The sequence below is a fragment of the Klebsiella sp. BIGb0399 genome, from assembly GCF_003752615.1.
Taxonomy (GTDB): domain Bacteria; phylum Pseudomonadota; class Gammaproteobacteria; order Enterobacterales; family Enterobacteriaceae; genus Klebsiella; species Klebsiella lignicola.
Genome location: NZ_RKHT01000005.1, coordinates 462,085 through 489,079, shown reverse-complemented (window position 1 = coordinate 489,079; position 26,995 = coordinate 462,085). Strand labels below are relative to the sequence as shown.

Below are 26,995 nucleotides of genomic sequence, written 5' to 3'. Positions count from 1 at the left end.
CTACTCCTCCACACATTCTATACTTTCAGTCTGCAAACGGGAGGTAACCATGTGCGGACGCTTTGCTCAATCACAAACCCGTGAAGAGTACCTGGCTTATTTGGCTGAAGAGGCTGAGCGGGATATCGCTTATGACCCCGAACCAATCGGCCGGTACAACGTGTCGCCAGGTACAAAGGTTTTGCTCCTGAGCGAACGCGACGAACAACTGCATATCGATCCTGTCTTCTGGGGTTATGCGCCCGGGTGGTGGGATAAGGCTCCACTGATTAACGCGCGTGTTGAAACTGTGGCCACCAGCAGGATGTTTAAGGCGCTATGGCAACATGGCCGGGCGATCTGCTTTGCTGATGGGGGCTTCGGATGGAAGAAAGAAGGTGACAAGAAGCAACCCACTCTACTTTATCCATCGCGCCGATGGCCAGCCGATATTCATGGCGGCAATCGGAAGCACACCATTTGAACGTGGAGACGAAACAGAAGGCTTTCTGATCGTCACCGCAGCAACAGAAAAAGGTCTAATAGATATCCACGACCACCAGCCTCTGGTACTGTCGCCAGAAGCAGCAAGATAATGGATGAGGCAGGACATTGGAGGGAAAGAGTCAGAGGAGTTAGCTGCGAATGGCACCGTGCCCGCAGACAAATTTATCTGGCATGCAGTGACGCGCGCCGTAAGAAATGTGAAAAATCAGGGGAATAATTGATTGAGGCAATCAAATGCACATAGCCAGACGTACGCCTAATGCCAAAAGCGGAAATAAATAATAATTTTTCGATAATAACTTACTGGGTCAGAAAACGGAATATCCGGTGAAAAAGCCCTTGTTGCATTGTCTGGATGTATCAATATGATGCCGGGTTCCTCCCGGTAAATATTTAGGTATCCCCCCATGACTCGCGGCTTCAGTCGTGCATGATGAACATTCCAGCAGCAAAGTCATCAGGTTAGAAAGATATCTGCATTTTGTCAGTGCACAAAGAGTGACTTCCTTATATGAGACCGATTATTAAAAATGAACATGTAAAAAAAAGCCTGCTATTAGCAAGCCACAAAGATTTTAACTCATTCTTTGTTCGCTTCTGATAAATAGGGTAAATACGCAATTCAATTTGAAGCAGAGAACATAACGAAAATGCTATAAATATTTCCGGAACGCATCGAGTATTTCCTGTGACATTAACTGTCTGTCAGAGGCTACGTAAATAACATCATGATCACCGGTTAATGAAGGAAAGCCTGCAGACATAATCTGTAGATGTATTTCTTCACCGTTTGGGTATTCCTGTCTGATTGAGGATGTACCCTCCGGAACGGTCATGACTTTACAGGATTCGGTATTAAAGAAAACGAGTACTTTTATCATATGCCACCATAATTCTGTTAGTCTTTCCCGTCACTCTCTTCTATAAATGCCGATGCAATTAAAATACAATCAGGGACGTGATGCTTTCGAAGGCAGTCTCGTCTCTTACGCACTTTATTATTTAACAAGCAGTTAGCTTCTGCTTTCAGGCTTTCAGGCTTTCAGGCTTTCAGGCTTTCAGGCTTTCAGGCTTTCAGGCTTTCAGGCTTTCAGGCTTTCAGGCAGCAGTCCTGCACTTCATCACATCGGTCAGCACACTCATAATTGCGAAAAACATGTTGACCTGATATTAAAAAAACAACCGACTTTCTCTGATTTAATTTATGGACCTGTCTACTCAGGAATAATCCTTCATCGTTGTCGCGGGCCCACAAATCTTCATTTATCGCAAAGTATTACGTTTGTAGCAGCAGGCCCTTTTTCACCACTCTGCATGGCGAACTCAACTTTCTGCCCTTCAAATAAGGTATTGAAATTCTCACCATGGAGTGCGGAAAAATGGACGAAGACATCCTTGCTTCCGTCAAGAGGTGAAATGAAACCAAAACCTTTATCTTCGTTAAACCATTTTACCAAACCTTTAATTCTTGTGGACATACTGACTCCCGTTATACATGATAGTATTAATAGTAAACGTATAGTATTAAAGGTATGACTCAAAAGGAGGGGATATCAGCGATAGCGCCTGGTAATGAGGACTGACCAGAAAATGTTTAACGTTCGTTTGTACATTGAACTAACAGGATTCATTAAGACACGGGAGATACTAATACGCAAATTATTTTTTAGCCATCCAGAAGTCCTGCAGGAAAATTAAGTGTGGCAATATACTATTTTGAATGTATAGTCTTTACGTGTTTTTAATAAGGAATCGACTTGTCCCATAAAATGACAGGCATTGTCAAAAGCTTTGACATTCTCAGTGGTAAAGGCCTCATCATCCCTTCAGATGGGCGAAAAGATGTTCTGCTTCACATTTCAGCCGTTAACTCCCGCGAATCAGAATTACTCATCCCAGGAAGCCGCATAGAATTCTGTCGGATCAATGGTCCCAGAGGGCCTGTGGCTGCGAACATTTACCTCTCCTGAATTTCAGGGTCACAAAATAAACAGATTAAAACTTAACCATATGTGATACGGTGAAGTTCATTCATTGAAAGGTTAATGGTTATGTCTATTATCAATTACGCAATGAAATTCTTCAGCGGTGCATCTACTGCCACTGTTGTCTGCACTGTTTGTGGTTTCAAATCAGTTCAACCGATGGCAAAAATCCGGCGCAATCAGGCCATGCTTTGCCCTCGGTGTAAAGCCCTGTTTATCTCACGGCGCTAGTATCAACTGATCCGCCGTGGACAGAACCATCTTCTATACTTAAGTTAAATCCCAGCAGCTGTTAAATCCCTGATGCCTTACGCCCATCCTGAGAGAACGTTTCTGAACTGATTTCGCAACTGCTCCTGCGCGCTAATGTCGCATCAGAGCAATGCTATGAAAATGAACCCCAGAGCGTGGTTTAACCGCCCCCGTATTCCGGTGAATGCTGCCGAAAACGTAACGTTTTCGGCGAACGATCCTGCAAGCGAAAGCACTCCGCGGTCAGAACTCTTTTCGACTGCCCAGATGGAACGCTATGGTCAGAAGCTGGCGCGGACCCATAAAGTATCACCGGATAAACATCCCTATTATCTTCTGAAACGGCTTGGCGACAATGAGGCCGTTATCACCCAAAACTGCTATGAGCTTAATGCAGGTAAAAAGACCAGTATCATGCCCGCCGGGGAGTGGTTGCTGGACAATTATTATCTGATTGAGGAACAAATCCGTACCGTCCGCCAGCACTTGCCGAAAAGTTTTGGTAAAGGTCTCCCGTCGCTGATGTCGCCGCTGAATTGCCCAAGAATTTATCATATCGCATCAGAGGCCATTGCTCACGGTGATGGCCGCTGGGATGCCACCAGTCTGACCAGCTATCTCGCTGCCTATCAACAGGTGACGCCGCTGACGCTGGGTGAAGTCTGGGCATTACCGGGAATGCTTCGACTGGCGCTGATTGAAAATCTTCGTCGTATCAGTATGGAAGTGATAAAAGCGCAACAGGACAGAAACCTGGCAGATACGTGGATAACCAGGATTTTCGAATGTGCAGAGAGTGCGCCTGGTGATTTAATTATGGTGGTTGCCGATTTGGCGCGCTCCCGTCCTCCGTTATCCAGCGCGTTTGTCGCAGAACTGGTGCGGCGTCTGCAGGGGCACGGCAACGCGCTGTCGTTACCTCTTACCTGGGTTGATCAGTGCCTTCGGGAACAGGGAGTCACCACTGACATTCTCATAAATAACTTCAATCAACAGCTTGCCGCCAGCCAGCTGTCTGTCAGTAACAGCATCGCAGGTCTGCGATTACTGGGTGAAACGGACTGGGCTGATTTCGCCGAAACGATAAGCGTCGTCGAACAGGTATTAAGCAATGATCCTGCCGGTATCTATCCCCGGATGCACTTCAATACCCGGGATCATTACCGGCACGTAGTTGAGGTCCTGGCCAGAGACAGTGGGCTCAGCGAGCCTGAGGTTGCTGACAGGGTGCTGGCGCTTTCAGAGGAAAAAGCCCCCAATACACCGGAACATCATGTTGGTTATTATCTCGCCGGCGAAGGTCGACAGGCACTGGATATACATCTCCTGGCAGACACCTCAAGACTCATACGCTTGCGGCACAGTTTCAACAGAATAACCCTGCTGTCATGGCTTGGTAGCCTGGCGTTGTTGACAACCGCAGCGACCGCGGCAATATTGCACGAAACTGCCATGCAGGGCGCAGGTTGGTTGTTAATCGCGGTGATATTACCTCTGGTTATCGCTTTAACTCAGTTAATGAGCGATTTGCTCAGTGATGCAACCACCCGTTTTCGCGTTCCTCGACCCTTGCCGGGGATGGATTTTTCAGCCGGTATTCCCGCTGACAGTGCCACCATGTTAGTCATTCCCTGCATGTTGACCAGCCACGAAAGTTTCAGCCAGCTCCTCACCAGTCTTGAAGTCTGCTGGTTGGGGAATGAAAACGAAAATCTCAGGTTCGCGCTGCTCACTGATTTTGCTGATTCTGAAAATGAACCCTCGCCGGAAAGTCACGCGCTGCTCAGACAGGCTATCGCCGATACGCAGGCGCTTAATCGCCGCTACCCCTCCGGCCGACCACGTTTTTATCTGTTACATCGCCAGCCTGAATGGAACCCCTCGGAAGGAGCGTGGATGGGCTATGAACGCAAGCGGGGAAAACTGGCGTTACTGAACAGCTGGTTGCGCCATCCCGGAACGCAATTCGTCAGCGTTGCAGACATGCCTGCCCACCTTTTACCGGGTCACATAAAATACGTCATTACCCTGGACAGTGATACGGTGTTGCCGCGCGATACGGCTCACAAACTGGTCGCGGCGATGGCCCATCCGTTGAATACGCCAGAGTATGATCCGGTACGCCAGAGGGTGGTCAAAGGATTTGGTATTTTACAACCCGGTCTTGCTGAGGAGATACCACGTAACGGTCAGGGGCGTTACGCCGCCCTGCGCAGCAGCATACCGGGTAATAACCCCTATTCTATGATGTCTTCGGATATTTATCAGGATCTCTTTGGGGAAGGCTCGTTTGTGGGCAAAGGGATTTACGATGTTGATATTTTTATGCAGGCCACTACGAACATCTGCCCGGAAAATCTGGTACTCAGCCACGATCTGCTTGAAGGATGCTATGCGCGCTCGGGTCTGCTGAGTGAGGTGTTACTCTACGAACAGTACCCTAATAATTATCTGTCGGACGTTGCACGCCGTTCACGCTGGATCCGGGGTGACTGGCAACTGCTTAACTGGCTAAAACCACGCGTCAGAAAAGCCGATGGAACCCGGGTCAGGAATCCGCTGACCGCGCTTTCTTACTGGAAATTACTCGATAATCTACGTCGCAGTCTGGTCGCCCCCTCCTTACTGATATTGCTGTTCTTCGCTCTGCTTTGGGTACCCAATCCGGTTTACTGGCTGGGCATACTGTTGCTGATATGGCTGTTGCCAGCCCTCCTCTGCATCACCCATGACCTTCTGCATAAACCTCTGCGTCGCCGCGTGAAGCCGCATCTGTTACTGGTGGGGGCGGGCGCGCTAAAGCGTCTGTCAGGTATCAGCCTTAATTTTGCGATACTGCCACACGAAGCCGGATATTCGCTGAAAGCGATCGCCGTGACGCTATGGCGACTGGGGATAAGCAGGCGTCACCTCAGCCAGTGGGTCAGCCACAGCCAGGACAGCAATCAGGCCAGATCCACTGTTGCACGTTTTTATCAGGCGATGTGGCTGAATGTTGCCGGTGGCGTGACGCTGATAATTCTGACCGGAAAATTGGCCCCCCAGCTGCTGGGGATTGTGTTACCGATCGGTTTGGTATGGTGTGTGGCGCCGTTGCTGATGAGCTGGCTGAGTCGTCAGCCCGTGCGTAAGGTTTTTTCGCCAGGTCAGGAACAAAAACAGCTGTTACGCCAGACAAGCCGTGAAATCTGGGCATTTTTTGAAACCTTTGCCACAGAAAAAGAGAACTGGCTTCCGCCTGATAATTATCAGGAAATACCACAACCGACGGTGGCACACCGAACTTCTCCTACCAATATTGGTCTTTCACTAATGGCTAACCTGACGGCATGGGACTTTGGCTACCTGCCCGGCGGAGAGGTGCTCCGGCGCGTGTCGCTCACACTCGACACGCTGGATAAAATGGAGCACTACCGGGGCCATCTGTACAACTGGTATGACACCCGTACGCTGGTCCCCCTCAGTCCACGCTATATCTCCAGCGTCGACAGCGGCAACATGGCCGGGCATTTGTTGACGCTGCGTGCAGGGCTGTCCGCCATGCGTCATCAGCCTGTTTTAAGCAGCCAACAGATACTGGCAGGACTGAACGATACGCTGGATATTCTGGAAAAACAGTGGGGTAAGAACCCACCTGACAGCCTGAGACTGCTGCGCAAGCATTGCCTGAATGCGGTGTCGCTCTCTCCGCAGGCGTTTATCAGCGAACTGAAAAACATGCGCACCCAGTGCAACCATCTGACCATGTTATGCCATCAGGGGTCACCTCTTCAGATGCGCTGGGCAGGACATCTGGAGCATCAACTGGTTCAGCTTTGCCATGAGTGGTCTCTGTTGCTTGGCTGGTTACCTGTATCCTGGAATGAGCAGACGCTGCCGACGCTGAGCGAGCTTGCCCGTCCGACATTAACCGGTACAGAAACGCCTCCGGCGTCAGTGGCGGAGCAGGCCCGAATGCGACTCAATATTATCACCGAGCTGGAACAGCGGCTGGATGAGCATGCCCGGATGGATTTCGCCTTTCTGTACAGTGAAGCAACCAGTCTGCTCAGCGTCGGTTATAACTGTGACACGAATACGCCTGACAAGAGCCACTACGATCTCCTGCCGTCTGAAATCCGCCTGACCAGTTTTCTTGCCATTGCGACTAATCAGCTGCCTCTTAAAAGCTGGTACGCGCTGGGTCGATTGTTTACCACGATTGATAATGAAACGGCCCTGATGTCATGGAGCGGATCCATGTTTGAATATCTGATGCCGAATCTGGTGATGCCCACCTGGCCCGGCAGCCTGCTCGATGAAATGAGTCAGTCGGCGGTTATGCGCCAGATTCACTGGGGGAAAGAACGCGGGGTACCATGGGGTGTTTCAGAGTCTGGCTATCATGCTTTTGATGTTCAGCATAATTATCAGTATCAGGCATTTGGCGTACCGGGGCTCGGTCTGCGCAGGGGGCTTGCCGATGACATGGTTGTTGCTCCTTACGCCACGCTGCTGGCGCTGATGGTTTCCCCGCAGAAAGCCTGTGAGAACCTGTTCAGGCTGCAAAAAAATGGTGCACGCGGAGAATACGGTTTTTATGAAGCGCTGGACTATACCCCCTCACGTCTTGCAACCGGTCAGCTCTATGCGGTGGTACAGTCCTGGATGGCGCATCACCAGGGTATGGCATTTCAGGCGCTGGCTCATGTGCTGCTTGACGCCCCCATGACTGAACGCTTTATGTCCAGTACGGTATTCCGGTCAGCGAGTCTGCTGTTACAGGAGCGCGTGCCGGATGCGGTCGATCTGTACAGTCCGCGCCGTCATTTTGAATCTCATGAGGGCAGGGTCAAACCCATCCGCTATGAACCCCGTATTTTCTATAGCGTGGATACCCCTGCCCCGGATATTCAACTTCTGTCCAACGGCCATTATCATCTGATGCTGACCGCAGCCGGCGGCGGTTACAGTCGCTGGAACGATATTGCAATAACACGCTGGCGCAGTGATTCCACCCGTGATAACTGGGGAGCATTCTGCTATATCCGCGATACCCAGACGGGAGATGTGTGGAGCAATACCTGGCAACCGACAGGCTACATCAGCGGACAAGACGAGGAAGTGTTATTCACCGATGCGGGGGCAGAATTCAGACGCAGCTTCGGGGGACTCAGCGTCAAAACTCAGGTGGTGATCTCTCCGGAGGATGATGTTGAATTGCGACGGCTCACACTGATTCATCGTGGTCGCAAGCCTCGCTCTCTGGAGCTGACAACCTATGTTGAAGTGGTCCTGGCAGCGGCTGCCAGCGATCTGGCACACCCGGCATTCAGCAATCTGTTTATTCAGACTGAGCTGGCTCCTGAGCGTGACGCTATTCTTTGCCACCGGCGCCCGCGCTCACCGGATGAACCGGGTCCTTGCCTGTTTCACATGATGGTGGTGCACGGCGATAACCGAAATAACGTGTCGTTTGAAACGGACAGGGCAAGGTTTATTGGACGTGGCAGAAATCCTGCGAATGCCCAGGCAATAGAGGCGGGAGGGACGCTCAGCAACACGTCGGGGTCAGTGCTGGATCCGATACTGGCTATACGTCACTCCATCACTCTACAGCCGGGGCATCCGGTTACGATTGATATCGTTTATGGTATCAGCGAGAACCGCCAGCAGAGCCTGGCCCTGCTGGAAAAATATCGCGATTACCCTATTGCCGATCGCGTCTTTGAACTGGCCTGGTCTCACAGTCTGGTGGTATTACGCCAGATGAATGCCAGTGAAGATGATGCAACTTTGTTTAATCGTCTCGCCAGTGCTGTGCTTTACCCTGTCCAGGAGCTACGCGCTGAAGGCCAGGTGATCAGCCGCAACCGGCGTGGTCAGTCCGGTCTGTGGGGCTGGGCAATTTCAGGCGATCTGCCGATAGTACTGCTCAGTATAACCGGCGAAGAAAGTATCGCCTCAGTGACCACACTGATTCAGGCACACCGTTACTGGCGACAGAAAGGACTGGATGTTGATTTGGTTATCCTGAATAACAGCCCCGGTGGCTACCAGCAGGGATTACAAAATCAAATTATGGAATTAATTTATGCGGGGTCTGAAGCCAGTCTGCTGGACAAAACGGGCGGTCTTTTTGTCCGTAATGGCGAGCATCTCTCCGCAGAAGATAAGTTGCTTCTGATGAGCGTGGCCTGTCTTTATCTTGATGACCGCGCAGGGAGTATTAATGAGCAGCTTAACCAGCGTATCCATACCCTGAAATCGCCGGTCATAGCATTCATGCCGCGTGCAGTGCGCGAGCGTAATCAACATACGGACTGGCCCCCCGATATCAGTCAGTTATGCTATTTCAATGGGTTCGGTGGATTTTCTCAGGATGGACGGGAATATCAAATTGTTATGCGGGAAAATGCGCAGACACCGGCTCCCTGGTCAAACGTACTGGCAAATCCCCGTTTTGGCAGCGTGATCTCAGAGGCAGGACAGGCCTATACCTGGTATGAGAATGCCCATGAATACCGGTTAACACCCTGGGAAAACGATCCTGTGAGCGATCGCTCTGGCGAGGCGTTTTATCTGCGTGATGAAGAGACCGGGGTAAACTGGTCACCGACAGCGTTGCCTGTTCGCGGACACGGTGATTACCTGACCCGGCATGGTTTTGGCTACAGCGTTTTTGCCCATCGAGAGAGTGGAATAGACAGCGAGCTGACGGTCCTGGTTGCCGAAGAGGCGCCAGTTAAACTGGTGCTCCTGACACTCAGTAACTCTTCGGGACGGACACGTCAACTCTCCGTCACAGGTTATGTAGAGTGGACGCTCGGAGGATCACGAACTCGCTCAGCTCCTCACATTGTGACACATGCGGCCAGAACGTCTGGCGGTTGCGGGGTGCTGGCGAACAACTTTTATGGTGATAATGGTGGAGGCCGAACTGCATTTTTTGCCGTCAGCGGTAATGACTGTTCGCTGACCGGGGACCGTCGGGAGTTTATTGGCCGTAATGGTTCCCTTCACGCGCCGTCAGCCATGAAACTGCGCAGGCTTTCAGGTAACACGGGCGCCGGTCTGGATCCCTGCGGGGCGGTACAATCGACGGTAACATTAATTGATGGGGATCAGAGGACGTTTATTTTTATCCTCGGCGCAGAAGAGAATGATGTTTGTGCTAATGAGACGCTGGCCCATTACATGAACGAGGATACAGTCCGCCAGGAGCTGAACCGGATTCATAACCACTGGCACAATGTGCTCGATAAAATCGTGGTTAACACCCCCGACACGTCAGTAAATTTACTGGTCAATGGCTGGCTGTTATATCAGACAGTCGCCTGTCGCCTTATGGCCCGCAGTGGTTACTATCAGTCTGGCGGTGCATATGGTTTTCGCGATCAGTTGCAGGATTCACTGGCACTGAGCCATGCTGATCCGAACCGGTTGCGTGAACAGATAATACTCTGTGCCTCCCGGCAGTTTATCGAGGGGGATGTGCAGCACTGGTGGCACCCACCACACGGTAACGGTGTCCGTACCCGTTGTTCAGATGACTACCTGTGGCTGCCGCTTGCCGTTTGCCACTATGTTGAAACGACGGGGGATATGGAGGCTCTGGGAATACACATTCCTTATCTGGAGGGGCGCCCGCTTCCGCCTGGTGAAGAGTCTGTCTATGACACGCCGGTCATCAGCGGCATCGGAGAGACTCTCTGGTTACACTGTGTCAAAGCTATTCGCCATGGACTTCGGTTCGGGGGGCATGGCCTGCCGCTGATGGGGGCTGGTGACTGGAATGACGGGATGAACCGGGTGGGTATCGAAGGCAAAGGTGAAAGCGTCTGGCTGGGCTTCTTCCTGTACGACATTTTGCAGCGGTTTGCAGCGCTGGCGGAGCGCAGGCTGGATGAAAGCGTCGCCGCGATGTGCCATTCACAGGCTCTGCGCCTGCAAAGCAATCTCGAAGCCCACGCCTGGGATGGGGAATGGTACCGGCGCGGGTATTTTGACGATGGTACTCCCCTGGGATCGAAAACCTCACAGGACTGCCGGATTGATGCGATTGCGCAGAGCTGGTCTGTATTGTCCGGTGCCGCGAGCCCGGGACGGTGCGCAAAAGCCCTGCAGGCGCTGGATAAGCACCTTGTGGATAACAAAGGCGGGCTGATCAAACTGTTAACGCCTCCTTTCGACGGACACGGTCCAAATCCGGGCTACATACAGGGGTACCTGCCCGGTGTGCGGGAAAACGGAGGGCAGTATACTCATGGCGCCATCTGGGCCGTGATGGCATTTGCCCGGATGGGGAATGCCAAACGTGCCTGGCAACTCTGGTCAATGCTCAACCCTGTAAATCATACTCTCAATGCGGGCTCTGTCGGGATTTATAAAGCTGAACCTTATGTCATGAGTGCTGATGTCTACAGCGTAGCTCCCCATACTGGTCGTGCAGGCTGGAGCTGGTACACCGGTTCTGCAGGCTGGGCCTGGCGTTTACTTACCGAGGAATTACTGGGGATAAAACGCACCGGCACTGACTTTAGTGTTCATGCCCTATTACCGGATGCGTGGCCGTCTTTTTCTATTGCTTATCAGTATGGTGAAAGCCACTATCAGATTAGTGTCTCACGCGGCGATGCAGAATATTCCGTGACGCTGGATGGTGTTCTCCTCCCTGATGACAGAATACCGCTGAAGGATGATGGACAAAACCATACGGTTGAGATCATTCAGAACTGACACTGATCCCGGAGGTGCATTAACGTCTGCCGTTAATGCGCTGATTATCCCTGAGAACATCAATCGCAGTCTGCATGGCGATTTTGTCATCCCGCCTTTTTTGTTTGTCCTGCATGACCTGAAGGTATTCCAGCAAGGTGCGGGTATTAATCGGTCTGCCCTGTTTACCCACAGCCAGCACGGCTTCACCAAGAATAATTTTCACTGGCGGTAGTTGTGCCGGATACCAGTCAAGGGTGTCTTCTGATTTCATCATAAATTTCTCACGGAAGGATAGTGTATCATAAATCAGACGTTCAATTTTCAATATCTTACATCCTGATTCAGACACAACTTAACATAACTTATGCCAGTTATTTTTATATCAAAGCGTATAATAATTACTGTATTCCTCAGAGAATCATTTATGTCTTATACAAAAGGGCTCAGATATTTTAAAGAAAGACCGGTTCATGTTGCCTGCCCGGTATGCGCACACAGAGCTGATCAGAAAGCAGGTAAGCTAAGAAAAGATGCGGTTCTTGAGTGCCCTGCCTGCGGACTGTTGTTCAGACCTTCAGAATGCTGGTGTATCGGCGGCTGATTAGCTTCTGCCACTTAACGTCAGTGATGTCGGAAAATGACAACGTTCCTCCTGTACTGCAGTTGTCGAGGGTATGATAATGAAATCTAAAAAATCTGTTTTTATTGAAGGACGTATCCTGTCGAACAGCTGTCACGGGCAGGCTGGCCAACCTTTCTGTATTCACCGGGTCAGGTTTAGTAATGGTAAATATGCCATTATCCGGGTGGCATCCGGGATATGTTTCAAACCAGGCGAAATTATTCAACGAAACGATTGTGAGTGGTTTTATAAACTTACCAAAATTCGCCTTCTTTCTTTTGAGTACCTTGATGATGATGAATCCAGAAGACAATTTCTTGAATATCAATGAAAAACCCATGAAGTTATAACAGCATAACTTTGCTGATTTACAATGTATCCCTGACTATTCAAAAACTGTTGCCAGTAATTGAAATTGTTTCTTCTGAATTTATACGAATTCAAACTGTCTAAAAGAATGAGTATCGCTAAAGACGAATTTTCTCAGCATTTCCCTTTTGCGTTATAACTCCATTAGCATTAAGGAAATTTATGTCACAGACTTTTACTTATAATTTACTCCATCCCCGCTACTGGCTTACCTGGACTGGTTTGGGTCTGCTGTGGCTTCTCGTTCAGCTTCCTTACCCGGTTTTACATATTCTGGGCTCTGGTCTTGGAAAAATATCCAGACCCTTTCTGAAACGTCGGGAAGGAATTGCGATTAGAAATATCGAACTCTGCTTTCCAGGAATGACACCGTTTGCCCGAAACCAGATGGTCAAGAAAAACTTTGTTTCTCTCGGACTGGGGCTGATGGAAACAGGAATGGCCTGGTTCTGGAGTGATGCGAGAGTCAAAAAATGGTTTGATGTCGAAGGGCTTGAAAACCTGACCGGTGCGACCAGAGGGGTAATGGTTGTCGGGATTCATTTTATGTCCCTTGAGTTGTGTGGAAGAGTAATGGGTTTATGCCATCCTATGATGGCTACGTATCGCCCACACAATAATCTATTAATGGAATGGGTACAGACAAAAGGTCGTATGCGTTCAAATAAGGCGATGATTAATCGGCGTAATTTATCTGGTTTTGTTCATGCATTGAAAGCTGGTGAAGCCGTGTGGTTTGCACCAGATCAGGATTATGGGCCTAAGGGAAGCGTTTTTGCACCTTTTTTCTCGGTAAAAAAAGCAGCCTCAACGAACGGAACATATGCTCTGTCAAAACTCGCAGGTGCACAACTGATCACACTTAGCATGATTCGACGTAGCGATAAAAAAGGTTATCGCATGTATATCAGCAATCCGTTGTCAGGCTATCCAGGGGAAGACAAGGTCGCCGCAGCGGGTTATATGAATAAGATCATCGAGCATGAAATTCTCCGAGCCCCTGAGCAATACCTGTGGATGCATCGCAGATTCAAAACGCGTCCTGAAGGCGAAGCCTCTTTATATAAATGAACCATTCTACTTGTCATGTACCATGAATCTATCTTGCTGACTACTTTGTAATAGCAGCAGGCTTTACCACGTTGAAAACCTTAAGTTTATAAGGATGAGGCAATGTTTTCCGGGGAAATATCTTAGTAGTCTTCAAACTATCTCCGATTATCCCTGCAATTCTTTACCAAGAGGTTCCCGAGTAAGTACTTGGTGGTTCCCAACTAACTCTTACATATAGCCATTGGCCGTTTACTTAACCAAAAAACGATTGCCAGAAATTTGTAAAGCTCACAACCTTCTACAGTTCCTGCTGTCTAATGAATGACAACACACACCTCAAGGAACTATATGACATTTTTAATCATCTCAGGCGTATCTGTAACCTTATTTGCCATGACTATACTTGGCCTGATTATCGTGTGGGGCGGTATCTCCAACATCCCTGACGATTACTGATTCTCAAAATTCCCTACGCCAGCTACAGGGAAATATTTGTAAATCGTCTTTACCCCAACCCCAATAACATCTGCAGCCTGCTGTCGGGTAGCTCCATTTGCGAGCATCCGGCGGCAATGTTCCACGATATCAGTCGTCATTACCCGACGCCGCCCTCCAATTCTCCCCTGCTCCCTTGCTGCGGCTAAACCAGCGCGAGTACGTTCGACGATCAACTCTCGTTCCATTTCTGCCAGCGCACTCATGACATGAAAGAAGAAACGGCCTGCAGGGGTCGACGTGTCGATCGAGTCAGTCAGGCTGCGAAAGTTTACGCCGCGCTGCTGTAGCTCCGATACCATGGTTATTAAGTCGCGCACGCTGCGCCCAAGCCGATCCAGCTTCCAGACCACCAGCACATCACCAGGCTTGAGTCTGCGCAACGCACGCTTTAAACCAGGTCGCCTGGCATTTTTCCCGCTGGCCATATCTTCAAAAACAAGCTCACATTCTGCACGAATTAGTGCATTTTTCTGTAAATCGAGGTTTTGGTCTACCGTTGAGACCCTCGCATAGCCAATCAGCACTCTCTAACTCCTTGAAATAGCTGATTGTAAAAAGCTCCTGACTTTCGCTCAAACCCTCGTTTGGGCGAATCTTCTTTTTGGAGCAAAAAACATGGCCTTTATCAATCGCGATCAGGATATCACCCTCCGATTTTGCACCATTTACCAGATAATCAGTGGCAGCCGATGCCGCGCGTTTCTTAACATGCGCGGATTCATGGATGTTGAATCCTTCCAGTCGCCCCACGATACCCTCACGCAGCAGCGCATCGGTACCAGACTCGTTCACCTTGAACAGAACTGACTGTTTACCACGGAGGTTAGCAATCGCAGAGGAACCAAGGACCATCTGCAAATCGGTAGTCGGGGAGCCGTTATCGGACAATACCTGGCGCGCATTTGCCGCATCCGACAGATCGCCAGCAATCCCGAATGGAGTAGTACCAGCCGTACCGACAGCGCGGGAGGAAGCTAAATACAAAGCCGCGAGATCCGAGTCCATCTCATTTGCCAGCGCACGGAACGCTTGCTTGAACTGATCCGCCAGGATGGTGTTGTAAGTACCGGCCGGACCAAGGGCCAACTGCTCTTCGCCGTTCCATTTGACCGGGGCCATTTTGGATTTGGTGATTTTGACATCAACGGTACCGATCGTCTGGTCGCCATCATTTGGTGCAGTAGCCCCCGGCGTAATATCAACTGTGGTTGCCGGTGGAGCAACTGGCGCAGTAACAGTCTGATCCTTCGCCGCCGCATCAGCTTTCGCATTGCGCGATACAGCCGGGATAAAACCGACCTGTTCGCGGGATACGGTATCCAGAGCCGTAAAGATAGTCGGGATCAACCCGGTAAGCCAGCATCGACCCTGCGGCATTGCGCGCGGCCGCCGACGAATATTCGGATCTGCTTCTGACTTTGTGCTTGTGCATGAAGATGGCCGGCCCTACTCGGGAGAACTTGCGCGCCTGCGCCACCGAGCTTAAAAAACGCCTGACAACCTGGCACAGCCAGAAAGAGCTCAATGCAATTCTGTCCAGTTGGGATCCCGTTGGCTATGTTCTCGGCCTCCGTCGGGAGGCGAACGACAACGCGCGCGCAGCTGGCGATCCAGTTGATGTATTTGTGTGAGGTGGATATGCGACTGATAAACCGAAGCAAGCAATCACCGCTGGGCTGCCAGGCTTGTGATGCCGCACTGGCAAAACATGTTGAGCTTTATGGCGCCTACGGGCGACAGAAAACGAAGAGAACTTATACGGTGGTGGTTCAAGGCTCAAAGATCACTGTAGAAGTTGTAAACAGAAAATGCAGTTATGTGGCGACGGCCATGAGCTGCGCCCGTAGGCTGCAGCATCTTCCTGGACAATGTAACTAAGGGGCTTTTATGAATAACGCATCTCATTTCCAAGATGAAATATTGATAACCAGTGACATTCTGTCCAGATACAAAATTTCGCGCAGCACACTGTATTTCTGGAGCACACCATCCCGGATGCCATCGTACTTTTCTCAGCCGTTTCCGAAGCCAAAAATAAATGGCAGTCCTAAAAGATGGCGTTTGTCAGACCTTCTTGCTTGGGAAGACAACATGGGTATCAAACCAGAGGCTGGCCAATCAACTTCTCAAGATGACGTTGCCAAACAGCAAGCCAATGACGCTGATCATCCAAATAATCGTGGAGGTTATACCGCGCCATGACTCCAGACATATGATGCCCTAGTAGTTTTTCCACAACATGTGGTGGCGCACCTAATTCAGAAAGGCGCGTCGCCACTGTTCTTCTCAAATCATGAAGCGACCAAGGTTTCATCCCTGTTTTTGCAATTATCTGCGCAGAGAACAGAGCCACGTTTGGTTGAAGTGGCGGCCTGTCATCTTCTGGCCCCCTGTATCGTGACAACGTCACAACATGTTTTGAAACTGATGTTTCTTTTTCAGCTACCATCATCTGTATTACAGCCTCAGGAAGCGCCCTTCTCACCGACTTCCCAGTTTTATAGTCACTTGCCGGGATAGTCCATGTTTGTTCCTTGAAATCAAACCATTCCCATTTTGCTGTTCTGATCTCTGTACTTCGACAGCCAGTCATAATGAGAAACTTCATTATCAATTGCTGCCTATATTTCATCTCAGGCAGGGCATTCCAAACTGTAATGATTTCATCATCACTTAACCTGCGATCTTTTACAGCTGCTGTGAGCCCTACATCTGATCGTCTAAGGCTTTCAATAGGGTTCACGTTAATTACCCCACGGTTGGAACAGAAACGAAATGTGCGCTGCATCAAACCGAGCATTTGCCCTGTAACCACTCTTCGCCCCATACCGTCAAAAAGATTTAGCCAGTGAGCTTTAGTTGTCTGATCTACAATCATATTTCCGAGCACTGGGGCTATATGATTATTGAAGTCGCGGCGGTTAACTTTGATTTTTACCAGACCTTCAGGGATGCAGTAGTACTTCTCCCAGTAATCGAATGCTTCTTTCACTGTAAGCGCTTCTACTTTTTTCTGTTTCTCGAGTACTACTTGCCGTCTAGGATCAAGCCCTTCCGCTAGCCAAGCCCTGAACTGCTGCCTACGTTCTCGCGCATGAGCTAATGAGGTGGTTGGATAATCACCAATCGTTAGTTGAGCGGCTTTCCCGTTCCATCTGTAGCGGTAAAAGAATGTTATACTGCCGGATGTAGACAACCTGACATTCAGACCATGTGCGTCTGAAATGACCTCGATTTGGTCTCTTTTTTTGCCAAGAGCTTTTCTTAATTTTGTGTCGGTAAGCAATGTGTACACTCCGGAAGAAGATATACACATCAGTGTACACATTAGCGTAAATTGATAACCTTCAAATCTATGAAGAACACACAAAAATAAAGCGTTACATACTGACAAGGCGTTGATAATAGCGGGATTCTTGAAAAGAAATTAAGCATGACTAACAAACTTAAAACGGATTCATATGCCCTACGATAGCGTCTATCTGGAAAAGCGCCCGCCTGGCGCGCTGCGTACCGTATGGCGGAAATTCTACGGCGATACCACCGCTATGATCGGCCTGTATGGCTGTGCCGCTCTGATCCTGCTGTGTGTTTTCGGCGGCTGGTTTGCCCCCTACGGTATCGATCAGCAGTTCCTCGGCTATCAGCTGCTGCCGCCATCATGGTCGCGCTATGGTGAAGTGTCGTTCTTCCTCGGCACCGACGATCTCGGTCGCGATGTGCTGAGTCGGCTGTTAAGCGGCGCGGCTCCCACCGTGGGCGGCGCCTTTGTGGTGACCTTCGCGGCCACCCTGTTCGGCCTGGTGCTCGGGGTTATCGCCGGTTCGACCCACGGCCTGCTGTCGGCGATGCTGAACCACATCCTCGATACCCTGCTGTCGATTCCGTCGCTGCTGCTGGCGATTATCGTCGTCGCCTTTGCCGGGCCGCATCTGAGCCATGCGATGTTTGCCGTGTGGCTGGCGTTGCTGCCGCGCATCGTCCGCTCGGTCTACAGCATGGTGCATGACGAACTGGAAAAAGAGTACGTCATCGCCGCCCGTCTCGACGGGGCCTCGACCCTCAATATTTTGTGGTTTGCGGTGCTGCCCAATATCGCTTCCGGGCTGGTGACGGAGATCACCCGCGCCCTGTCGATGGCCATTCTGGATATTGCCGCCCTCGGTTTTCTCGACCTTGGTGCCCAGCTCCCTTCGCCGGAATGGGGCGCGATGCTAGGCGACGCGCTGGAGCTTATCTACGTGGCCCCGTGGACGGTCATGCTGCCCGGTGCGGCAATCATGATTAGCGTGCTGTTGGTCAATCTGCTGGGCGACGGTATCCGCCGTGCCATTATCGCCGGGGTGGAATAATGCCGTTACTCGATATTCGCAATTTAACCATTGAGTTCAAAACCAACGAAGGCTGGGTCAAAGCCGTCGACCGCGTCAGCCTGACCCTCGCGGAAGGGGAAATTCGTGGCCTGGTGGGAGAATCCGGCTCCGGTAAAAGTCTGATCGCCAAAGCGATCTGCGGGGTGACCAAAGATAACTGGCGGGTTACCGCAGACCGCATGCGCTTCGATGATATCGACCTGCTGCGCCTCTCCAACCGCGAGCGCCGCAAGCTTATCGGCCACAACGTGTCGATGATTTTCCAGGAGCCGCAATCCTGTCTGGATCCGTCTGAACGCATCGGTCTGCAGTTGATGCAGAATATCCCCGGCTGGACCTTTAAAGGCCACTGGTGGCAGCGTATAGGCTGGCGTAAACGCCGGGCCATCGAACTGCTCCATCGCGTCGGGATCAAAGACCACAAAGATGCGATGCGCAGTTTTCCCTATGAATTAACCGACGGGGAGTGTCAGAAGGTGATGATTGCCATCGCCCTCGCCAACCAGCCGCGTCTGCTGATCGCCGATGAGCCGACCAACGCCATGGAGCCAACGACCCAGGCGCAGATCATCCGCCTGCTCACCCGCTTGAACCAGAACAATAACACCACGATTTTGCTGATCAGCCACGATATGCAGATGCTCAGCAAGTGGGCGGATAAAATCAATGTGATGTACTGCGGGCAAACGGTGGAGACGGCGCTCAGCGAAGAGCTGGTGAACACGCCCCACCATCCGTACACCCAGGCATTGATCCGCGCGATCCCTGATTTCGGTAGCGCCTTGCCGCATAAAAGCCGTCTTAATACCCTGTCGGGCGCGATTCCCCTGCTTGAACAACTGCCGATCGGCTGTCGGTTGGGGCCGCGCTGCCCGTACGCGCAACGAGAATGCATTGAGACGCCGCGTCTGGTCGGTGCCAGAACGCATCTGTACGCCTGTCATTTCCCGTTGAACATGGAGAAAGAGTGAAATGGTCGAAACATTGCTCGAAGTCCGCAATCTGAGTAAGACCTTTCGCTACCGTACCGGTTGGTTTCGGCGTCAGACGGTGGAAGCGGTCAAACCGCTGAGTTTTACCCTGCGCGAGCGTCAAACTCTGGCGATCATTGGTGAGAACGGCTCGGGGAAATCAACCCTGGCGAAAATGCTGGCCGGGATGATTGAGCCGACCTCCGGCGACCTGCTGATCGACGACCATCCTCTGGCGTTTGGCGATTACTCGTTCCGTAGCCAGCGGATTCGCATGATCTTCCAGGATCCCTCCACTTCGCTTAACCCGCGCCAGCGAATTTCGCAGATCCTCGACTTTCCGCTGCGCCTGAATACCGACCTCGAACCCGAGTCCCGGGAGAAGCAGATCATTGAAACGCTGCGAATGGTCGGCCTGTTGCCGGATCACGTCAGCTACTATCCCCATATGCTGGCGCCGGGACAGAAACAGCGTCTGGGTCTGGCCCGAGCGCTGATCCTGCGCCCGAAGGTAATCATCTGCGATGAAGCCCTCGCCTCGCTGGATATGTCGATGCGCTCGCAGCTGATTAATCTGATGCTGGAGCTTCAGGAAAAACAGGGAATTTCATATATCTATGTCACCCAGCATCTCGGCATGATGAAGCATATCAGCGATCAGGTGCTGGTGATGCACCAGGGGGAAGTGGTCGAGCGCGGCAGCACCGCCGACGTGCTGGCTTCGCCGCTGCACGATTTGACCAGGCGCCTGATTGCCGGACACTTCGGTGAAGCGCTCACCGCCGATGCCTGGCGTAAAGACGGGAAATAACCGTCTGTATACTATCCTGACGGCGCTGCCGTCGGGATTGTGCATTTCCCGCGATCGCCCACATCTGCTTTTAATTTTGTCCCCTCCGCCAACAGCACTTGTCTATACAAGCATTGACAAATCCCTCATCGCTCACAATGATGACGCAGCGTTACACAACCAAAAAACTGACCTGATGGTGAAACTGCGATGCTGACTTCCTTTACCTTCTCCTCTTTGCCGATGACATCGTGGAAAAACGGCGGCGGTACGACACGTGAAATCCTCTGCGTTCCGTCACCCGACCCCGATGCGCCGTTTCTCTGGCGCGCCAGCATCGCCACGCTGCAAAGCGACGGCCCGTTCTCCCAGTTTACCGGCATCGATCGGGTGATCATGCTGCTGGAAGGCGAACCGCTGTGGCTGCGGGGCGACGGAATTAATCATCAGCTGAGGCATCAGCAGCCGTGGGCATTTCCCGGCGAATGGGCGCTCAGGAGCGAAGGCATCACCGCTCCGGGGCTGGATTTTAATATTATGACCCAGCGCAGCCGGGCCAGCGCCAGCGTCAGCATCGTCTCCGACCAGCAACTGCCCGGCAGCGAAGGGATTGCCTGGGTGCTGCAGGGACGCTGGCAGCTGGCTGGCGCTAGCTATGATGCCCGCTCAGGGGTCGGCTGGCAGGGGGAGTCGCCTGGCATCATGACGCCGGACTCTGCCGATGCCCTGTTATTGCTGGCCCAAATTACCCGTCACCCGAGTGAAATTGGCCGGGTGAATGACGTCAAACGGGGCTGATATCCGGTGATATACTGGAGGGTGTCCGGTCGTCATTACGTGTGAAGACACGAAAATAGCGTGACACAAGGGGTCGTCAGTGGGATATAATTCTCGGCTAAATTTGAGTTATTTTGAAATAACAACCTTAACCCCATGATTGTTAAAGTAAAAATAAGCAATAACGATAAGGATTAAAGCTATGGGTTTTCTTTCCGGTAAGCGCATTCTGGTGACTGGCGTTGCCAGCAAACTGTCCATCGCCTACGGTATTGCGCAAGCAATGCACCGTGAAGGGGCTGAACTGGCGTTCACCTATCAGAACGAAAAACTGAAAGGTCGTGTGGAAGAATTTGCTGCGGCACTGGGTTCAAACATCGTACTGCCGTGCGACGTGGCTGAAGATGAGAGCATCGAGTCTCTGTTCACTGAACTGAGCAACGTGTGGCCGAAGTTTGACGGTTTCGTTCACTCCATCGGTTTCGCACCGGCGGATCAGCTGGACGGCGATTACGTTAACGCGGTCACCCGTGAAGGCTTCAAAATTGCCCACGACATCAGCGCTTACAGCTTCGTGGCGATGGCGAAAGCCTGCCGCGGCATGCTGAATCCGGGTTCGGCCCTGCTGACCCTGTCCTACCTGGGCGCAGAGCGCGCAATCCCGAACTACAACGTCATGGGTCTGGCGAAAGCATCCCTGGAAGCTAACGTACGCTATATGGCGAACGCGATGGGTCCGGAAGGCGTGCGCGTCAACGCTATCTCTGCGGGTCCGATCCGTACTCTGGCAGCATCCGGGATCAAAGATTTCCGTAAAATGCTGGCCCACTGCGAAGCGGTTACCCCGATTCGTCGCACCGTCACTACCGAAGACGTCGGCAACAGCGCAGCCTTCCTGTGCTCTGACCTGTCTGCCGGTATCTCCGGTGAAGTCGTTCATGTCGATGGTGGCTTTAGCATCGCGGCAATGAATGAGCTGGAACTGAAATAAGTTCCTTCCCCTCCTCGGGTCTCTGAGGAGGGGTCTCCCCCGCCTGTTCCCCTTTCTGTTATTCCAATCCGCTATTTGTTAGCACGGATCAATATTTTCTACTGCCTCAGGGTTACGCCAGGATAGTTATGCATATATGGCCCACAAAAGTGCGGCTAGTCATATACCTATCAAGGAACGCCCATGGAGCAACGCCGCGTTTATGGCAAAAATCACTGGTATCATGAAACCCAGTCAACCATCTGCCCGGTCGATGTACTGCCACTCGTCCCTGAAGCCGCCGATGTCGAAGACCGCTTTTTACTCGATCTGACGTTGCCGGAAGCCTGGAGCCAGGTGCATGCAGGCTGGCTGCTGCCGGCCAGGCGGCTGGCCGATGCCTTTTTCCCTGCCACCGTGATGGTCAACCGATTACATACATTGAGTGCCTACGATCGCCTGAGCACCGCCCTGACCGTCGCCCAGGTGTATGGCGTCCAGCGGCTGTGCAATCACTATGCCGCACGCCTCGCGCCGCTGTCCGGCCCGGACTCTTCCCGGGAAAGCAACCGCCGGCTGGCACAAATTACGCAATATGCCCGCCAGTTAGCCAGTTCCCCGTCGGTGATTACCGCGCTGTCCCGCAGCCAGCTCGATGAGGTGGGCTTAACCCCGCGCGATATCATCCTCATCAATCAAATTATTGGCTTTATCGGCTTTCAGGCGCGGACCATTGCCACCTTTCACGCGCTAATGGGCTTCCCTGTGCGCTGGATGCCGGGTATGCCGCAGCAAGACGATGCTCCGGCAGAGCTGTTTTCGCCCGATCCCGTCAGCTGGCAGCCCGATGTGAACGAAACCGAATGGCGCTATGCGGATGATGAGCGCCAGGCCCTGCTGGCAAGCTGTCAGCCACACTCTGAATTTTCCGCGCTGGCGCCGCTGCTGGCGACCCACGAAGCCATCTTCAAAACCCAGAATACCCTGCTGGGCCGCTTACACGACCTTCAGCCCCATGCCGCGTCGATGGCGCTGCTGTCCGCCCGCATCAACGGAAGCGTCAGCTGTTTTAACGCCTGGGTGCAGACGGACGCAGAAAGCGACGCGCTGTCCACACTGCTGCGTCATGACGATAACGGCCTGACGCACTGGGGAAAAAACCATCCCGATGAGTACGCGCTGCTGCAGGCGGCACAACTTTTAACCCGCGCTCCTGCCCGGTTAAGCGCTGCGCAATTAACCCCGTTGATCGAGCAGGGGCTTTCGCCGCGAGAGATTATCGATATTCTGGCGTGGTGCGGTTTGTGCGGCTGGATTAATCGTCTGAAAATCGCCCTCGGGAATGTGAGTCAGCAGACCTAAAATGCCAAACATCGCTTGCTGCAACAGGCATTATCGCGTAAAAATGTCAGCCGCTCTTTTAGCCACGAAAATACCTAATTATGTTTCAGGACAACCCGCTGCTCGCGCAGCTTAAACAGCAACTGCATTCTCAGACTCCTCGTGTTGAAGGGGTCGTAAAGGGTACGGAAAAAGGCTTTGGCTTCCTCGAAGTTGATGCGCAGAAAAGCTACTTTATTCCGCCGCCGCAAATGAAAAAAGTGATGCATGGCGACCGTATCAGCGCCGTGATCCACACTGAAAAAGAGCGCGAAAGCGCTGAGCCGGAAACATTGATTGAGCCTTTCCTGACGCGTTTCGTCGGTAAAGTGCATAAGAAAGATGACCGCCTGTCGATTGTTCCCGATCATCCGCTGCTGAAAGACGCTATCCCTTGCCGCGCCGACCGTAGCGTGAGCCATGATTTTCAACAGGGTGACTGGGCCGTTGCAGAAATGCGCCGTCATCCGCTGAAAGGCGACCGTGGTTTTTACGCGGAATTAACCCAGTTCATTACCTTCAGTGACGATCATTTCGTTCCCTGGTGGGTCACGCTGGCACGCCATAATCTGGAAAAAGAAGCCCCGGATGGCGTCGCCACCGAGATGCAGGATGAAGGTCTGGAACGTCGCGATTTAACGGCGCTGGACTTCGTCACCATCGACAGCGCCAGCACCGAAGATATGGATGATGCGCTGTATGTCGAGACAGCCGACGACGGCAAACTGCACCTGACCGTCGCGATTGCCGATCCGACCGCCTGGATTGCTGAAGGTAGCAAGCTGGATCAGACCGCAAAAATCCGCGCGTTCACCAACTATCTGCCGGGCTTCAATATCCCGATGCTGCCGCGTGAACTGTCTGACGACCTGTGCTCGCTGCGCCCCCAGGTTGTGCGCCCGGTTCTGGCCTGCCGCATGACGCTGGCCGCCGACGGTACTATCGAAGATGATATTGAATTCTTCGCCGCTACCATCGAGTCAAAAGCGAAGCTGGCTTATGACAACGTCTCCGACTGGCTGGAAAAAACCGGCAGCTGGCAGCCAGAAAGCGACGCTATCGCACAGCAGATTAACCTGCTGCAGGATGTCTGCCTGCGCCGCAGCCAATGGCGTCAGACCCATGCGCTGGTGTTCAAAGACCGCCCGGACTACCGTTTCGTGCTGGGTGAAAAAGGCGAAGTGCTGGATATCGTGGCCGAACCGCGCCGCATCGCCAACCGCATCGTCGAAGAGTCAATGATTGCCGCCAACATCTGCGCCGCTCGTGTCCTGCGCGACAAGCTGGGCTTTGGTGTTTATAACGTTCATACCGGTTTTGATCCGGCGAACACCGAGCAGCTGGCAGCACTGCTGAAAACGCATGACGTGCATGTTGATCCGGTCGAAGTCCTGACCCTCGACGGCTTCTGTAAACTGCGTCGCGAACTGGATGCCCAACCATCAGGCTTCCTCGACAGCCGCATTCGTCGTTTCCAGTCCTACGCAGAGATCAGCACCGAGCCAGGCCCGCACTTCGGCCTTGGCCTGGAAGCCTATGCCACCTGGACTTCACCGATTCGTAAGTATGGCGACATGATTAACCATCGTCTGCTGAAAGCGATTATCAAAGGTGAAAGTGCCTCTCGTCCGCAGGATGAAGTTGCCGTTCAGATGGCCGAGCGTCGTCGCCTGAACCGCATGGCCGAGCGCGATGTCGGTGACTGGCTGTATGCCCGTTATCTGAATCCGCAGGCGGGGACCGATACCCGTTTTGCCGCTGAAATCATTGATATCAGCCGTGGCGGTATGCGCGTACGTCTGGTGGATAACGGCGCCGTCGCCTTTATCCCGGCGCCGTTCCTGCACGCCGTCCGCGATGAGCTGGTCTGCAGCCAGGAAAACGGCACCGTCCAGATCAAAGGTGAGACCGTCTACAAGGTGACTGATGTTATCGACGTCAAGATTGCTGAAGTTCGCATGGAAACCCGCAGCGTCATCGCGCGTCCGTTCGCCTGATAGCACGCCTCAGCGGCTCCTGAACCCAGGGGCCGCTCTTTTTATCACCTCATTTGACCGCATTTCTCCGCCATTTATGCTCGAATGATTTATGTTGTGCTATTTTTTCACTTCTCTTTTTCATCCGTTTTTTGCATCATTGATTTCATTCGTTTTTGTCACCAGGATAATGCTATGTCTGAATTGAATGCCCGCCTGCTCGCCCAACGCATCGATACCGTGCTGGATATTCTGGTTGCTGGAGATTATCACTCTGCGATCCACAATCTGGAGATCCTGAAAGCGGAGCTTCAGGCGCTCACTGACGATCAAGCGGAAACAAAGCCCGGCCAGCCAAAAGCACCCTGGGAAATCTGAACGTCCATCTCGCCACAATCGCCCGCTGGAGTCGATTGTCGGCAAAATAGCCCTCTAACTGCGATGTTGCTATGAACGCCCGACAACAAAGTATTTTGCAAATGGTCATCGATAAAGGCCGCATGAGCGTGGCCGATCTCGCCAAAATGACCGGTGTTTCCGAAGTTACGATTCGCCAGGATTTAAATTTACTGGAAAAGCAGAGCTATCTGCGCCGGACTCACGGTTTCGCCGTTCCGTTGGACAGTGAAGATGTCGAAACCCGCATGATGACCTACTTCTCTATCAAGCGAGAGCTCGCCAGCCGGGCCGCCAGCCTGGTCAATGCCGGAGAGACGGTGTTTATCGAAAACGGCAGCTGTAACGCCCTGCTGGCCCGTACGCTGGCTGAGCGCGGGGATATCACCATCATTACCGTCAGCAGCTATATTGCCCATCTGCTGAAGGAGACCCCTGGCGAAGTAATTCTGCTCGGCGGACTGTACCAGAAACGCAGCGAAAGCATGGTCGGCCCCCTGACCCGGCAATTTATCCAGCAGGTGCATTTCAGCAAGGCCTTTATCGGTATTGATGGCTGGCAGCCGGAAACCGGTTTTACCGGGAAAGATATGATGCGCGCCGATGTGGTCAACGCGGTGCTGGCGAAAGGATGTGAAGCCATTGTGTTGAGCGACAGTTCGAAGTTCAGCGTGGTGCATCCGTATCCGCTCGGGCCGACGACGCTCTTTAGCCGCCTGATTACCGATGAAAACCTGAGTGACGATGCACGCCAGCAGCTGGCGGCCAATGGTTTAACCGTTGATATCGTCAGCTGCAGCTGATTTCTCCCCAGTCATCCCCTTCTCCTTTCGCTTCTCCTTCCGCCGCCCACCATCGTGGGCGCAGGCGCCACGCGGCCTATCTGAGAGTTTTCCGAGCCGGCAATTAAGAGTTTTTACCTGCCGGTAAAATTTAAAAAAAGTAGAATTAATGTTAGCGATATAACAGGAAGTGACTATCACCCGCGTGATTAAAGTAACACCTGCGCAACTTAAGTTTCATGGAATAGCCCTTAAGCCTGAGCATCACGCTATGATTTAAGGGAAGTTGGATCCATGAATAGATTATTCAGGAGAAAAATTATGATGACTTCAACGAGCAAAAAAATGGCTGCCGCAGTACTGGCTATCACCGTCGCAATGTCTCTGAGCGCTTGCTCTAACTGGTCTAAACGCGATCGTAATACCGCTATTGGTGCGGGTGCGGGCGCAATTGGTGGCGCAGTATTAACCGATGGTAGCACCCTGGGGACTCTGGGTGGCGCGGCTGTCGGTGGGATTATCGGCCACCAGGTTGGCAAATAAGTTTTAAACTGAACAACCAATAAAAATAATTTACTTCATCAGACTTACGCACCTGAAAGTATCAAGGCCACG

At 52.0% G+C, this 26,995-nt stretch carries 23 protein-coding genes and 2 pseudogenes; 19 read left to right on the top strand and 6 right to left on the bottom strand.

The window, feature by feature from the left end; genetic code table 11:
- The first annotated feature begins 49 nt into the window (after positions 1-49).
- A pseudogene (locus tag EDF82_RS25250) lies at positions 50-707 on the top strand (SOS response-associated peptidase).
- Between the two features lie 432 nt (positions 708-1,139).
- On the opposite strand, the gene EDF82_RS25360 reads toward EDF82_RS25250, so the two are convergent.
- Complete coding sequence (locus EDF82_RS25360) at positions 1,140-1,367, bottom strand: hypothetical protein (protein ID WP_072051401.1); 228 nt, start codon at positions 1,365-1,367, stop codon at positions 1,140-1,142.
- A 378-nt stretch (positions 1,368-1,745) separates the two neighbouring features.
- Positions 1,746-1,964 (bottom strand): cold shock domain-containing protein, encoded by a 219-nt coding sequence (locus EDF82_RS02655; RefSeq protein WP_023279058.1) that lies wholly within the window; start codon positions 1,962-1,964, stop codon positions 1,746-1,748.
- A gap of 279 nt (positions 1,965-2,243) precedes the next feature.
- On the opposite strand from EDF82_RS02655, the gene cspF reads away from it, so the two are divergent.
- From cspF to EDF82_RS02645, 3 genes are all read left to right on the top strand, one after another.
- Positions 2,244-2,456: a cold shock-like protein CspF gene (gene cspF, locus EDF82_RS02650; protein ID WP_071787615.1), complete on the top strand. Its 213-nt coding sequence runs from the start codon at positions 2,244-2,246 to the stop codon at positions 2,454-2,456.
- Between the two features lie 75 nt (positions 2,457-2,531).
- Complete coding sequence (locus tag EDF82_RS25355; RefSeq protein ID WP_306305617.1) at positions 2,532-2,702, top strand: YnfU family zinc-binding protein; 171 nt, start codon at positions 2,532-2,534, stop codon at positions 2,700-2,702.
- Between the two features lie 156 nt (positions 2,703-2,858).
- Entirely contained in the window at positions 2,859-11,441 is an 8,583-nt protein-coding gene (locus tag EDF82_RS02645; protein WP_123754059.1) for a GH36-type glycosyl hydrolase domain-containing protein, read from the top strand.
- A gap of 19 nt (positions 11,442-11,460) precedes the next feature.
- Here EDF82_RS02645 and EDF82_RS02640 read toward each other — a convergent pair whose 3' ends face one another.
- On the bottom strand, positions 11,461-11,694 hold the full coding sequence (locus tag EDF82_RS02640; protein WP_004132711.1) for a hypothetical protein: 234 nt from the start codon (positions 11,692-11,694) through the stop codon (positions 11,461-11,463).
- A 93-nt stretch (positions 11,695-11,787) separates the two neighbouring features.
- On the opposite strand from EDF82_RS02640, the gene EDF82_RS25605 reads away from it, so the two are divergent.
- From EDF82_RS25605 to lpxP, 3 genes are all read left to right on the top strand, one after another.
- Positions 11,788-12,024 carry a YnfU family zinc-binding protein gene (locus tag EDF82_RS25605; protein WP_353888876.1) on the top strand — a complete coding sequence of 79 codons (237 nt, stop codon included), beginning with the start codon at positions 11,788-11,790 and terminating at the stop codon, positions 12,022-12,024.
- Positions 12,025-12,103: 79 nt separating this feature from the next.
- Positions 12,104-12,376: a hypothetical protein gene (locus EDF82_RS25245; protein WP_023279061.1), complete on the top strand. Its 273-nt coding sequence runs from the start codon at positions 12,104-12,106 to the stop codon at positions 12,374-12,376.
- A gap of 200 nt (positions 12,377-12,576) precedes the next feature.
- Entirely contained in the window at positions 12,577-13,485 is a 909-nt protein-coding gene (lpxP, locus tag EDF82_RS02625; RefSeq protein ID WP_047053427.1) for a kdo(2)-lipid IV(A) palmitoleoyltransferase, read from the top strand.
- Between the two features lie 431 nt (positions 13,486-13,916).
- On the opposite strand, the gene EDF82_RS02620 is transcribed toward lpxP, so the two are convergent.
- Both EDF82_RS02620 and EDF82_RS02615 read right to left on the bottom strand, forming a co-directional pair.
- Positions 13,917-14,489: a recombinase family protein gene (locus EDF82_RS02620; protein ID WP_123755457.1), complete on the bottom strand. Its 573-nt coding sequence runs from the start codon at positions 14,487-14,489 to the stop codon at positions 13,917-13,919.
- A 94-nt stretch (positions 14,490-14,583) separates the two neighbouring features.
- A pseudogene (locus EDF82_RS02615) lies at positions 14,584-15,342 on the bottom strand (P22 phage major capsid protein family protein); the annotation flags it as partial.
- Between EDF82_RS02615 and EDF82_RS25600 the strand changes: the two are divergent.
- Together EDF82_RS25600 and EDF82_RS02605 are read left to right on the top strand one after the other, a co-directional pair.
- Entirely contained in the window at positions 15,327-15,596 is a 270-nt protein-coding gene (locus tag EDF82_RS25600; protein WP_123754058.1) for a hypothetical protein, read from the top strand. The pseudogene EDF82_RS02615 and the gene EDF82_RS25600 sit on opposite strands and share 16 nt — an antisense overlap.
- A 7-nt stretch (positions 15,597-15,603) precedes the next feature.
- A complete protein-coding gene (locus tag EDF82_RS02605) occupies positions 15,604-15,843 on the top strand; it encodes a DUF4060 family protein (protein WP_123755456.1) in 240 nt (79 codons plus the stop codon).
- A gap of 220 nt (positions 15,844-16,063) precedes the next feature.
- Here EDF82_RS02605 and EDF82_RS02595 read toward each other — a convergent pair whose 3' ends face one another.
- Entirely contained in the window at positions 16,064-17,281 is a 1,218-nt protein-coding gene (locus EDF82_RS02595) for a site-specific integrase (RefSeq protein WP_047053504.1), read from the bottom strand.
- Positions 17,282-17,426: 145 nt separating this feature from the next.
- On the opposite strand from EDF82_RS02595, the gene sapC reads away from it, so the two are divergent.
- The 10 genes from sapC to osmB all read left to right on the top strand — a co-directional run bounded on the left by sapC (position 17,427) and on the right by osmB (position 26,923).
- Complete coding sequence (gene sapC, locus EDF82_RS02590) at positions 17,427-18,317, top strand: putrescine export ABC transporter permease SapC (protein WP_123754057.1); 891 nt, start codon at positions 17,427-17,429, stop codon at positions 18,315-18,317.
- Positions 18,317-19,309, top strand: coding sequence for a putrescine export ABC transporter ATP-binding protein SapD (sapD, locus tag EDF82_RS02585; RefSeq protein WP_123754056.1), 993 nt, complete (start codon positions 18,317-18,319; stop codon positions 19,307-19,309). The genes sapC and sapD overlap by 1 nt, the downstream gene beginning before the upstream one ends.
- A gap of 1 nt (position 19,310) precedes the next feature.
- A complete protein-coding gene (gene sapF, locus EDF82_RS02580) occupies positions 19,311-20,120 on the top strand; it encodes a peptide ABC transporter ATP-binding protein SapF (protein WP_123754055.1) in 810 nt (269 codons plus the stop codon).
- Positions 20,121-20,309: 189 nt separating this feature from the next.
- A complete protein-coding gene (locus EDF82_RS02575; protein WP_123754054.1) occupies positions 20,310-20,897 on the top strand; it encodes a HutD family protein in 588 nt (195 codons plus the stop codon).
- Positions 20,898-21,078: 181 nt separating this feature from the next.
- Entirely contained in the window at positions 21,079-21,867 is a 789-nt protein-coding gene (gene fabI / locus EDF82_RS02570; protein WP_123754053.1) for an enoyl-ACP reductase FabI, read from the top strand.
- Positions 21,868-22,050: 183 nt separating this feature from the next.
- Positions 22,051-23,208: a carboxymuconolactone decarboxylase family protein gene (locus tag EDF82_RS02565; RefSeq protein WP_123754052.1), complete on the top strand. Its 1,158-nt coding sequence runs from the start codon at positions 22,051-22,053 to the stop codon at positions 23,206-23,208.
- Positions 23,209-23,288: 80 nt separating this feature from the next.
- A complete protein-coding gene (locus EDF82_RS02560) occupies positions 23,289-25,223 on the top strand; it encodes an exoribonuclease II (protein ID WP_123754051.1) in 1,935 nt (644 codons plus the stop codon).
- Between the two features lie 174 nt (positions 25,224-25,397).
- Entirely contained in the window at positions 25,398-25,580 is a 183-nt protein-coding gene (locus EDF82_RS02555; protein WP_123754050.1) for a hypothetical protein, read from the top strand.
- 71 nt (positions 25,581-25,651) lie between these two features.
- Entirely contained in the window at positions 25,652-26,401 is a 750-nt protein-coding gene (locus tag EDF82_RS02550) for a DNA-binding transcriptional regulator YciT (RefSeq protein ID WP_123754049.1), read from the top strand.
- A 303-nt stretch (positions 26,402-26,704) separates the two neighbouring features.
- Complete coding sequence (osmB, locus tag EDF82_RS02540) at positions 26,705-26,923, top strand: osmotically-inducible lipoprotein OsmB (RefSeq protein WP_123755455.1); 219 nt, start codon at positions 26,705-26,707, stop codon at positions 26,921-26,923.
- The last annotated feature ends 72 nt before the right edge of the window (positions 26,924-26,995 follow it).

Excerpts from the sequence above, each read along its gene's own strand:
- EDF82_RS25360 (WP_072051401.1), bottom strand. The coding sequence starts at position 1,367 with ATGATAAAAGTACTCGTTTTCTTTAATACCGAATCCTGTAAAGTCATG.
- EDF82_RS02655 (WP_023279058.1), bottom strand. The coding sequence starts at position 1,964 with ATGTCCACAAGAATTAAAGGTTTGGTAAAATGGTTTAACGAAGATAAA.
- EDF82_RS25355 (WP_306305617.1), top strand. The coding sequence starts at position 2,532 with ATGGTTATGTCTATTATCAATTACGCAATGAAATTCTTCAGCGGTGCA.
- EDF82_RS02645 (WP_123754059.1), top strand. The coding sequence starts at position 2,859 with ATGAAAATGAACCCCAGAGCGTGGTTTAACCGCCCCCGTATTCCGGTG.
- EDF82_RS02640 (WP_004132711.1), bottom strand. The coding sequence starts at position 11,694 with ATGAAATCAGAAGACACCCTTGACTGGTATCCGGCACAACTACCGCCA.
- EDF82_RS25605 (WP_353888876.1), top strand. The coding sequence starts at position 11,788 with ATGCCAGTTATTTTTATATCAAAGCGTATAATAATTACTGTATTCCTC.
- EDF82_RS25245 (WP_023279061.1), top strand. The coding sequence starts at position 12,104 with ATGAAATCTAAAAAATCTGTTTTTATTGAAGGACGTATCCTGTCGAAC.
- lpxP (WP_047053427.1), top strand. The coding sequence starts at position 12,577 with ATGTCACAGACTTTTACTTATAATTTACTCCATCCCCGCTACTGGCTT.
- EDF82_RS02605 (WP_123755456.1), top strand. The coding sequence starts at position 15,604 with ATGCGACTGATAAACCGAAGCAAGCAATCACCGCTGGGCTGCCAGGCT.
- EDF82_RS02595 (WP_047053504.1), bottom strand. The coding sequence starts at position 17,281 with ATGTGTATATCTTCTTCCGGAGTGTACACATTGCTTACCGACACAAAA.
- sapC (WP_123754057.1), top strand. The coding sequence starts at position 17,427 with ATGCCCTACGATAGCGTCTATCTGGAAAAGCGCCCGCCTGGCGCGCTG.
- sapD (WP_123754056.1), top strand. The coding sequence starts at position 18,317 with ATGCCGTTACTCGATATTCGCAATTTAACCATTGAGTTCAAAACCAAC.
- sapF (WP_123754055.1), top strand. The coding sequence starts at position 19,311 with ATGGTCGAAACATTGCTCGAAGTCCGCAATCTGAGTAAGACCTTTCGC.
- EDF82_RS02575 (WP_123754054.1), top strand. The coding sequence starts at position 20,310 with ATGCTGACTTCCTTTACCTTCTCCTCTTTGCCGATGACATCGTGGAAA.
- fabI (WP_123754053.1), top strand. The coding sequence starts at position 21,079 with ATGGGTTTTCTTTCCGGTAAGCGCATTCTGGTGACTGGCGTTGCCAGC.
- EDF82_RS02565 (WP_123754052.1), top strand. The coding sequence starts at position 22,051 with ATGGAGCAACGCCGCGTTTATGGCAAAAATCACTGGTATCATGAAACC.
- EDF82_RS02560 (WP_123754051.1), top strand. The coding sequence starts at position 23,289 with ATGTTTCAGGACAACCCGCTGCTCGCGCAGCTTAAACAGCAACTGCAT.
- EDF82_RS02555 (WP_123754050.1), top strand. The coding sequence starts at position 25,398 with ATGTCTGAATTGAATGCCCGCCTGCTCGCCCAACGCATCGATACCGTG.
- EDF82_RS02550 (WP_123754049.1), top strand. The coding sequence starts at position 25,652 with ATGAACGCCCGACAACAAAGTATTTTGCAAATGGTCATCGATAAAGGC.
- osmB (WP_123755455.1), top strand. The coding sequence starts at position 26,705 with ATGACTTCAACGAGCAAAAAAATGGCTGCCGCAGTACTGGCTATCACC.